Here is a 7867-nt window from a genome sequence, read left to right as displayed (position 1 = left end):
GAAAGCCAAAAATGCTCATCCGCATCGCACTCGCCAGAAAACTCCTGGTCATCCTCAATGCAAAAGCACGCGATGCGCGCAACGAGTTCGTAATTGCAACTTGACACCCCAGATAGTCGCTCTCCCCCGCTTTGCGGGGGCGAGGAAGCGCCAATCGCGAAGGCAGAACCCCCAAAGAAAAAGACGGCGCCAGTTTCCTGGCGCCGCCTTGATTTTTGTTGCCTTAGCCGGCTTTAAGCCGCGGGCTGTGCCTCGATGGTGCGCAGCGCCTGGGTCTGGCGCTTGGCGGCGGCCTTGACCGCATCCTGCACCTTCTCGAAGGCGCGCACCTCGATCTGGCGCACGCGCTCGCGGCTGATGTCGAACTCGGACGACAGCTCTTCCAGCGTCAGCGGCTCCTCGGCGAGGCGACGAGCCTCGAAGATGCGACGCTCGCGTTCGTTGAGCACGGCAAGAGCGCCCGACAGCATGCCGCGCCGGTTTTCCAGCTCGTCCTGCTCGATCAGCATCTCTTCCTGGCTTTCGTGGTCGTCGACCAGCCAGTCCTGCCACTCGCCGGACTCACCTTCGCTCGCCCGGATCGGGGCATTGAGCGAGGCGTCGCCCGACAGACGGCGGTTCATCGACACCACCTCGGCTTCGGAAACGTTCAGCCTGGTGGCGATCTCGGCGATCTGGTCGGGCTTCAAGTCGCCGTCGTCGAGCGCCTGGATCTTGCCCTTGACCTTGCGCAGGTTGAAGAACAGGCGCTTCTGATTGGCGGTCGTGCCCATCTTGACCAGGCTCCACGAGCGCAGGATGTACTCCTGGATCGAGGCCTTGATCCACCACATGGCATATGTCGCCAGGCGGAAGCCACGCTCGGGTTCGAATTTCTTGACGGCCTGCATCAGGCCGACATTGCCTTCCGAGATCACTTCGCCGATCGGCAGGCCATAGCCGCGATAGCCCATGGCGATCTTGGCGACGAGCCTGAGATGACTGGTGACGAGCTTGTGCGCAGCGGAAGTGTCTTCATGCTCGGCATAACGCTTGGCGAGCATGTACTCTTCCTGCGGCTGCAGCATGGGAAAGCGGCGAATTTCTTCCAGGTAGCGGCTGAGGCCGCCTTCGCCGGAAACGATACTGGGTAGTGACTGGGCCATGATAGCGCCCCCTCTCTATTGGACTATTGGAGTGATGCCCCCGAAACGCGGCGGGCATGTGAACGCGAGCACCAAAAGGCTCGCCCGCGACATCAGATCTTATACAGGAACAAAACCAGAAAAGACAGGCATTTGTTCAACACGAAACAGTGTGTCACGGTGAAGTGAACAATGTCAGTCAGGTTTTCTGATGGCTTGTTGGTGACGGGTTCAGAGTTTGCGGAAGCCGCCGACGAGTTCCTCCACGTCCCTCGGTAACGGCGCCTCGAACCTCATCGTTAGATGGGTAGTGGGGTGCCGAAATGCAAGGAGCCAGGCATGCAAAGCTTGCCGGGGAAATGCCTTAACCTGACTTTTCAGCGGTTCGGGCAGCCGGTTGGCTTTGGTGCGGAAGGCTTGGCCGTAATCGGGGTCGCCAATCACCGGATGGCCGATATGCGCCATGTGGACACGGATTTGGTGGGTGCGGCCGGTCTCCAGCCGGCATTCGACCAGGCTGGCCGTGGCGAACTCCTTTTGGCTCTCGCCGAAACGCTCCTGCACGGCGAAGTGGGTGACCGCATGGCGGGCGTCGTCGCGTCCTTCCGGCACCACGGCACGGCGCACCCGGTCGGCGGCGCGGCCGAGCGGCGCGTCGACCCTTCCGGTCGGCCTCTGCGGTATGCCCCAGACCAGCGCCAGATAGGCACGTTCGAGATCGCCGGTCAGGCCGTGATCGGCGAAGGCTTCGGACAGCGATTTGTGGGCGCGGTCGGTCTTGGCGACGACCATGATGCCGCTGGTCTCCTTGTCGAGGCGGTGGACGATGCCCGGCCGGCGCACACCGCCGATTCCTGAAAGACTGTCGCCGCAATGATGGATCAGCGCGTTGACCAGCGTGCCGGTCCAGTTGCCGGCACCGGGATGAACGACAAGCCCGGCCGGCTTGTTGATGACGATCAGCTCTTCGTCCTCATAGAGCACATGGAGCGCGATGTTCTCGCCCTGCGGCTCCGCCGGCTCCGGCTCCGGCATGGTAACCGACACGCTTTCGCCCGGCGCCATCTTGCGCTTAGTCTCGTCGACAGGCTTGCCGTCGACCGAGACCGCGCCCTGCCTGATCAGCATCTGCACGCGGCTGCGTGACATGTCCGGGCCAAGGCTTGCGGCCAGCCACTGGTCGAGGCGCAGGCCGGCCGCATCCGCGCCCGCCACCAGCACAGTGGGCTGCATGAATTGGTGCTCTATCAATTCAGGGGCCTCTTCGCTATGAGCGCTCATTGAAAAACCGTTCCGGAACTGTTTTGCCATGGCCAGCCCGATCGCCGAAGAAGACCAGGATAAGCCGCTCGACCCCGAGGTCGAAAAGGTGCGCAGGAAACTCGTCCGCTTCGTCGGGATCAATCTCGGCCTGCTGTTCCTCGCCCTTATGGTGGTGATCGGCGCCCTTGTCTACAAAGCGCGCAATGCACCGCTGGCGAACCCGCCGCTGGCCGGCGATATCCAGACACCCGCCGGCGAACCGGTCGACGGCGACATCGTGCTGCCGGTCGGGGCCAAGGTGGTCAGCCAGTCGCTGTCCGGCAATCGTGTCTCGATCGATGCCGAGCTTGCCGACGGCAGCCGCACGATCTTCGTCTACGATATCACCGAGCGACGCCTGATCGGCCGCTTTGCGATCCGCAACAAGTGACCGAGCCGCAACGATGAACGGCAGCAGGCCAATGAGCAAGCCTCAGGGATGAGCGGGTTCGCCGAGCATCGTCGCGTCGCCACGGTCGCCCTGGTCGTCGCCAACTATGACGAGGCGATCGCCTGGTATGTCGAGAGGCTGGGGTTCCTGCCCGTCGAAAATGTCGATCTCGGGGGCGGCAAGCGCTGGGTCACAGTGGCGCCGGCCAACGGGCAGGGCGCCAGGCTGCTTCTGGCCGAGGCTTCCGACGAGGCACAGAGCAAAAGTATCGGCAACCAGACCGGCGGGCGTGTCTTCCTGTTCCTGGAAACCGACGACTTTTCCCGCGACCACGCGGCGATGCTGGAGAAGGGCGTCGAATTCCGCGAAGCACCGCGCTTCGAGCCCTATGGCACGGTGGCGGTTTTCGCCGATCTGCATGGTAATCTCTGGGATCTGATCGAACCGAAACGATAGGCTGACGGCCGGCTTTTCCTCGGCAAGGGAAAGCGGCCTAACCCCAGTTGCTTTTTCCCAGCGCTCAGCCTATATCGCCGGTTCTTGAACGCGCCCATCGTCTAGCGGTCAGGACACCGCCCTCTCACGGCGGGAACAGGGGTTCGATTCCCCTTGGGCGTACCAAGTTTTTCGACAAATTTTCAGGATGCCGTCGATTTCGTTTCTGAAGTCGTGGACCCTCGATACTGCGGCGTTCGGGAAACCCGCTCTGCACAGGTAGCCGCAATCTTGAAGATCCCAGTGGCACCAACCACTCCGGCCTTCATTTCATTCGTCTGGCAAATGTTAACGGACCCGAAACCGAGACCTTAACGCCCGGCAACTCACGGCGATATATTAGTTATCACTTTAGTAGCTGGAGGAGGTTGAAATGCAGAAAATAGGCTGTCGTTTCGCTTTGGACGAGTCTGGCGCGACCGCGATCGAGTATGGCTTGATCGCGGCTCTTATCGCGCTGGCGATCATCATCGGCGCCGGGGCCCTTGGCAATTCGCTCAACGGGATCTTCACGAACGTCGGCACTACGATCAACAGCAGCGGCTCGTAAGTCGGTACATCAATTTGGTCGCCATCGGCCGGATTCGTCGATCTCAGCCTCCAAGAGCGTAGCGCGTACGTGCTTCCGATGTCGAGCATCGGGAGTGCGGACGGCGCTCTCAATCAGTCGGCTTTATCCGTTGCGTCGCCGCGTTCGTCGCTTCTGGCGCCGCGGGGCTGTTTGCATTAGCATCACGTCACGGATCCTGAGGTACGGCTCCAGCGGCGCACAGAACGCCGCGCTGTCCGGATCGCCGGTTGATGCCGTGGGGGAGGAAGGCCATGCAGAAGCTGCAATCGCAGGGCGTCCATCACATCACGCTGGTCGGCGCCGGGCGCCAGACCTCTATCGATTTCTGGGAAGGCGTGCTCGGCATGCCGTTCATCTTCGAACAGCCCAATCTCGACAAGCCGAGGGAAAGCCACCTCTATTTCGATCCCGGCGACGGCCGGCTGATCACCATCTTCACCGACGAGAGCCGCACACCAGAGAAGCGGCGCACGCCGACCGATCCAGGTTGTGTTCACCACATCGCCTTTTCGGTGTCGCGCGTCACCTTCCTGCAGGCGGTCGCCCGGCTCGACGAGCGCGGCATCAAGCACAGCGGCGTCAAGGATCGCGGTTTCATGGATTCGATCTATTTCGAGGATCCGCTCGGCCTGCTGGTCGAGTTGGCGTCCTACCGCTTCGAGCCGCCAGCGGGCTTCACCCATGCCGATGTGCTGATGGAAGCGCACAAGATCCGGGTCGCGCGCGGCGACTACAACATCGCCGAAGTGCATCTCGCCGATGCGATCCAGGCGCTCGTCGAGCGTTCCCGCGCCACCTTGTCGGACGATCGGGCAGCGAAGAACCCATACTGAACAGACCAGAGGGAGGAACAACAAGATGGCCAAGACAGCGACGAAGACTGCCACGAAATCCGTGGCCAAAGCTGCCGCCAAGCCGGCGGCGAAAGCTGCGGCAAAGCCAAAAGCCAAGGCAGCCGCTAGGCCTGCGGTGAAGGCGACGGCAAAAGCCGCGCCCAGGGCCAAGGCCAAGTCGGCCAAGAAGCCGGCGCTGAAGCTCAGCATGCTGAAGCCCAGCGTCAACAACATGACCGTGCGGGTGTTTGCGCGCGCGGCCGGTTTCGACCATGCCGAGACCGATGCCTGGGGCCACACCCGTTCGCCTGAGTTCATGGCGCGGAATCCCGCCCATTTGACGCCGATGATCGAGGACAAGGGCCTCCCCAAAGGCGTGCTATGGGAAAGCTGCGCCATCATGCAGTATCTCGCAAATAAGCACGGGCTGGAGAAATTCTATCCGAAGGCGCCGGCCAAGCGGGCGATGGTCGATAGCGCCATGTTCTACCTGATCGGTACGCTCTACCCCTATGTCGCGCGCGCCACCTATCCGGCGCTCGGCTTCCCGCATTATGCCGGCGAAGTCGGCCACAGCGACGCCCATCCCGACAAGAAGTCCGAAGCCCAGAAGGCGGCGATGGCGGCGATCGCCGAGCCGCTGGAGGTCTTCCACAGCTTCTTCAGGGACGGCAAGCCGTTCATCGGCGGCAAGCATCCTTCGATCGCCGACATCCGGCTGGCCGCGACGCTCGAATTCCTGGCTGTCATCGACTATCCCCTGCCCCGATGGGCGAAGGACTATGTGGCGGCGATCGAGAAGACGCTCGGCAAGGCTTATAGCGAGCCGGCCGGCGACGTGCGCGGCTACATCGCCCATGTGAAGTCGCAGGCCAAGGCCTGAGGTTAAGGATGCGTTAACCAAAGCCCTGTCTACTGCGGGGCAATTCGCTTTCGGCCCGCGACCACGGATGTACTGGCGCAGAACGTCGTAGCGATAGGAAAGGTCGGCGCAATGCCGGCCTTTTTGCTTTCGCACGCCGTCTCTTTGTTCGACGCAATTCCCAAGGGAAGCGCCGTGCGCTTCTCCCGGGAAAACCGTTTCACACTTTTCCTTGAATTGCTCTATCGCCGGGCGTGATCGAGCAGCGATCAGGCCACGCAAGCGTCGGCCGCTGTCGCTTTTTTGGCGTCAACTTTTGCGGAGAGATATTGTCATCGCCGGCGTTGGCCCTACCATCCATTTCGGCAGTCCGCATGGATTGTCGGTCAGGCGCGAAATGAGGGCTGGCGATGAAAAGCGTTGCGAAGCGGGTTGCGGTTGTGGGTGTGATGCTGGGGAGTGCTGTTCATCCTTCAAATGCGGCTGAACTGAACACAATGAACGATGTCGGGACCGCCATTCAGGCATGCTGGACACCGCCGGCGGATGCCGGGACTGCCAGCGTCACCTTGAGCTTCAGCTTCAAACGGGACGGCACGCTAATCGGCCCACCGAGGCCGACAGCCATCAAGGTGGAAGGCGATGCCAAGGCGAAGAAATCGTTTGTCGACGCCGCGACAACGGCCCTGCAGAATTGTCTGCCCCTGACCTTCTCAGCGAAGCTGGCGCAAGGGATCGCCGGCAACGTGTTCACATTGCAATTCGCTTCTCCAAAATAGGCGCTGCCGCTCAGTGGTGACTGCGCCTGGCTTCGGCATGCCGGGCAAGATCGGGCGTCTCGAAGACGTAGTCGCTCCAGGCTGATTCAGGAACCTGGCCGGCCAGATAACATTCCAGCAGCAGGCTCTCCTCGGGATTGAGTGGCCTTGGCGCGCGCTGGTCCAGCCCCAGCGAGTGAAACAGGTTTCTTGTCAGGTCCGAGACGGTGAAGTGGATCGACATCTGCAATCTCCCTTTGGTCCTTCAACGCGGAAGGGCCGGCAAAGGTTTCGAACGCCTGGCGATAATGGCGCATTGATCTCGGTCCGTTGCGTTGCAAATCCTCGGCCATGCTCAGGCTTGCGCTTTCTTTCGAGGTTCGTCTCAATCTTGAAATAAAAATGTAATATCGAATTTGCATGAGGTGACGTAGTACAATAGACAATAGGTCCTTCAGGTTGAAACTCTTTAGATTATTATAAATTACTCATGTAGCTGAAGCTTGCTGAAGTCATGGGCTCTAAATTCCAGGTTCTCCGCAACAAGGACCAAGTTGTCCCGATGATCCGTTTCTGGCCTTCCATGGTGATCGCATTTATTTCGCTGGCGGCAGTTTTGTTCGGTACGCTTTCGTCCTACGCGGACAGCTGCGGCGCGATCAGAAGCCAGTTGCTTTCGGCTGGCCGCAGCGGCGGGGCGAGCCCGGAGCTTGCCCAGTTGCGCCGGCAACTTGCAGCCATCCAGACTATCGAGAGACAGCGCCAGTGCACGGCGAAAAGTTCGCTTGGTGGTCTCTTCAACGCCTGCGCCGATCTCGCCAGGAGCCGCTCGGATGTGCAGCGCCGGATCGCTGCCGCCGGGAATTCGGGCCGCGACACAGCGGGCCTGCAGGCGCGCCTCGTCGCGCTTGGCTGTGCGCCTTCGGCAAAGCAACGGCCTGTGCGCGCCGCGCCCAGCACCCAATCGGCGAGCACCACGTTCGCCGGCAATGCGATGCTGTTTTGCGTGCGTCTGTCGGACGGGTATTTCTTCCCGGCGCCAAAGTCGCAGTTCGCCGCCAGCGGCGATCTTAAGGAGACGGTCGATCAATGCCGTTACATCTGCGATGACCCCAGCGTCGACCTCTACACGTTGAGCGACGCCAGCCTCGAAACCGACCAGATGACCGCGCTCGACACGCGCAAACCCTATACCGAGCTGCCGGCAGCCTTCAGATATCGCGATGATGCGAATTTCAAGGCATGCGACGTCAAGCGCTACTACCAGCGGGTCACCGAACTGCGAGCCAGGACTGTGACGCCCGCCAACATGCGCAACGCCATTATTCCGCTGCCGACGGCGAAGCCGGATCTCGGCACGGTTGCGGCCGTCGCCGGGATCGATGCCGAAGCCCCAGGTGCCGCCCAGCACCTTTCGATCGAGGCCGGCGAGCGGCCGGTGCGCGTGGTCGGCCCGGCATTTTTCCCGGCCGAATGATCGCCGGTCTTCCCCGATCGGCGATCACCGGTGGCGGCGTGCGTGCTGCGATGC

At 61.6% G+C, this 7867-nt stretch carries 10 protein-coding genes, 1 tRNA gene and 1 pseudogene; 9 read left to right on the top strand and 3 right to left on the bottom strand.

Annotated features, from left to right (window positions below):
* Positions 1-104: pseudogene (locus NKH52_RS05650) on the top strand (IS110 family transposase); the annotation flags it as partial.
* A gap of 129 nt (positions 105-233) precedes the next feature.
* Here NKH52_RS05650 and rpoH read toward each other — a convergent pair.
* Together rpoH and NKH52_RS05640 are read right to left on the bottom strand one after the other, a co-directional pair.
* A complete protein-coding gene (gene rpoH / locus NKH52_RS05645; protein ID WP_013529255.1) occupies positions 234-1145 on the bottom strand; it encodes an RNA polymerase sigma factor RpoH in 912 nt (303 codons plus the stop codon).
* A 210-nt stretch (positions 1146-1355) separates the two neighbouring features.
* Entirely contained in the window at positions 1356-2405 is a 1050-nt protein-coding gene (locus tag NKH52_RS05640; RefSeq protein ID WP_352733840.1) for an RluA family pseudouridine synthase, read from the bottom strand.
* A 28-nt stretch (positions 2406-2433) separates the two neighbouring features.
* Here NKH52_RS05640 and NKH52_RS05635 point away from each other — a divergent pair, with 28 nt between their 5' ends.
* The 7 genes from NKH52_RS05635 (at position 2434) to tolA (ending at position 6357) form a co-directional block, all read left to right on the top strand.
* A complete protein-coding gene (locus NKH52_RS05635; RefSeq protein ID WP_352733842.1) occupies positions 2434-2817 on the top strand; it encodes a fimbrial protein in 384 nt (127 codons plus the stop codon).
* Between the two features lie 48 nt (positions 2818-2865).
* Positions 2866-3273 carry a VOC family protein gene (locus NKH52_RS05630; protein WP_352733844.1) on the top strand — a complete coding sequence of 136 codons (408 nt, stop codon included), beginning with the start codon at positions 2866-2868 and terminating at the stop codon, positions 3271-3273.
* A gap of 90 nt (positions 3274-3363) precedes the next feature.
* Positions 3364-3438: transfer RNA gene (locus tag NKH52_RS05625), tRNA-Glu, on the top strand.
* Positions 3439-3685: 247 nt separating this feature from the next.
* A complete protein-coding gene (locus NKH52_RS05620; protein ID WP_352733846.1) occupies positions 3686-3862 on the top strand; it encodes a Flp family type IVb pilin in 177 nt (58 codons plus the stop codon).
* A gap of 272 nt (positions 3863-4134) precedes the next feature.
* On the top strand, positions 4135-4716 hold the full coding sequence (locus tag NKH52_RS05615; protein WP_352733848.1) for a VOC family protein: 582 nt from the start codon (positions 4135-4137) through the stop codon (positions 4714-4716).
* 25 nt (positions 4717-4741) lie between these two features.
* Complete coding sequence (locus tag NKH52_RS05610; RefSeq protein WP_352733850.1) at positions 4742-5599, top strand: glutathione S-transferase family protein; 858 nt, start codon at positions 4742-4744, stop codon at positions 5597-5599.
* A 389-nt stretch (positions 5600-5988) separates the two neighbouring features.
* The gene (gene tolA / locus NKH52_RS05605) at positions 5989-6357 is read left to right on the top strand and encodes a cell envelope integrity protein TolA (RefSeq protein ID WP_352733852.1); all 369 of its coding nucleotides are present in this window, start codon (positions 5989-5991) and stop codon (positions 6355-6357) included.
* Positions 6358-6367: 10 nt separating this feature from the next.
* On the opposite strand, the gene NKH52_RS05600 is transcribed toward tolA, so the two are convergent.
* Positions 6368-6580 (bottom strand): hypothetical protein, encoded by a 213-nt coding sequence (locus NKH52_RS05600; protein WP_352733854.1) that lies wholly within the window; start codon positions 6578-6580, stop codon positions 6368-6370.
* A gap of 318 nt (positions 6581-6898) precedes the next feature.
* Between NKH52_RS05600 and NKH52_RS05595 the strand changes: the two genes are divergently transcribed.
* The gene (locus NKH52_RS05595) at positions 6899-7813 is read left to right on the top strand and encodes a DUF2865 domain-containing protein (RefSeq protein WP_352733856.1); all 915 of its coding nucleotides are present in this window, start codon (positions 6899-6901) and stop codon (positions 7811-7813) included.
* Positions 7814-7867: the final 54 nt, after the last annotated feature.

The organism is Mesorhizobium sp. M1066, assembly GCF_040318635.1.
In the GTDB taxonomy this organism is placed as follows: Bacteria; Pseudomonadota; Alphaproteobacteria; order Rhizobiales; family Rhizobiaceae; genus Mesorhizobium.
The sequence above is the reverse complement of the archived record's forward strand: the minus strand, read 5'-3'. Positions and strand labels throughout refer to the sequence as shown.